Source organism: Bradyrhizobium sp. 2TAF36 (assembly GCF_052114925.1).
GTDB lineage: Bacteria > Pseudomonadota > Alphaproteobacteria > Rhizobiales > Xanthobacteraceae > Bradyrhizobium > Bradyrhizobium barranii.
On record NZ_JBFRFR010000244.1, the window covers coordinates 1 to 1,012 of the forward strand.

The 1,012-nt window shown below is 63.2% G+C and carries 1 pseudogene; it reads left to right on the forward strand.

Going from position 1 to position 1,012, the window contains the following annotated elements:
- Nucleotides 1–259: 259 nt before the first annotated feature.
- Nucleotides 260–925: pseudogene (locus AB4Z51_RS45000) on the forward strand (IS5 family transposase); the annotation flags it as partial.
- Nucleotides 926–1,012: the final 87 nt, after the last annotated feature.

Below are 1,012 nucleotides of genomic sequence, written 5' to 3' on the forward strand. Positions count from 1 at the left end.
ACATGAGGCGGTGGGCCACGATCGCCGCGTGAGCTGCCCGCTCAGGGCGACAACTACAGATCTTGCCAGGCAATTGCCGGGACCAGGGCACTCGCTCCTGACGTCTTCAGCCTCAAGAGCCGATAACGCAACAGGCCCCTTGTGGGAGAAGGTGGCGCGAAGCGCCGGATGAGGGGTCTGCCTCCTCAAACTCAGATCGGTGTTTGCAGAGACATACCCCTCACCCGTCTCGTCGCTTCGCGACGAGCCACCCTCTCCCACAAGGCCCGACCACACGGTCCTGAACCGCTTCCGGAACCAGCTCGTTGAACAAGGCCTGCTGGAGAAGCTGTTTGGCGAACTGGATCGTCAGCTTGAGAATGCCGGCGTGATCCTCAAGCGCGGCACGATGCTGGATGCGACCTTGATCCAGGCAGTCTCGGCTCCGCCCAAGGAGGATCGCCCCTCAAACGATCCTGATGCCCGGTTTGCCAAACGGCAGGGCAAAAGCGGCTCGACCTTCGGCTACAAGGCCCATGTCGGTGTCGACGAAGGATCCGGCTTGATCCGCGCGGTGTTGACCACACCCGCTAACGTCAACGATACGACACCGGCGGACGCTTTGATCCGCGGCGATGAAGCCGTGGTCTGGGCCGATGCGGCTTACGACACCCATGCCCGACGGGCCCGGCTGAAGGCGGAAGGCAAGAAGCCCCGCATCGCTCGTCGGCCCAACAGACATCACCCGGAACTGCCGCCCAGGCTCAAACGCTACAACCTCCTCATCGCGCGTCGACGAGCCCAGGTCGAGACCACCTTCGCTACTCTCAAACGCCGCATGCGGCTGACCTGCATCCGCTACGTCGGTCTGATCAAGGCGACCGGGCAAGTCCTGCTCGCCTCGATCGCCTTCAACATGAGGCGGTGGGCCACGATCGCCGCGTGAGCTGCCCGCTCAGGGCGACAACTACAGATCTTGCCAGGCAATTGCCGGGACCAGGGCACTCGCTCCTGACGTCTTCAGCCTCAAGAG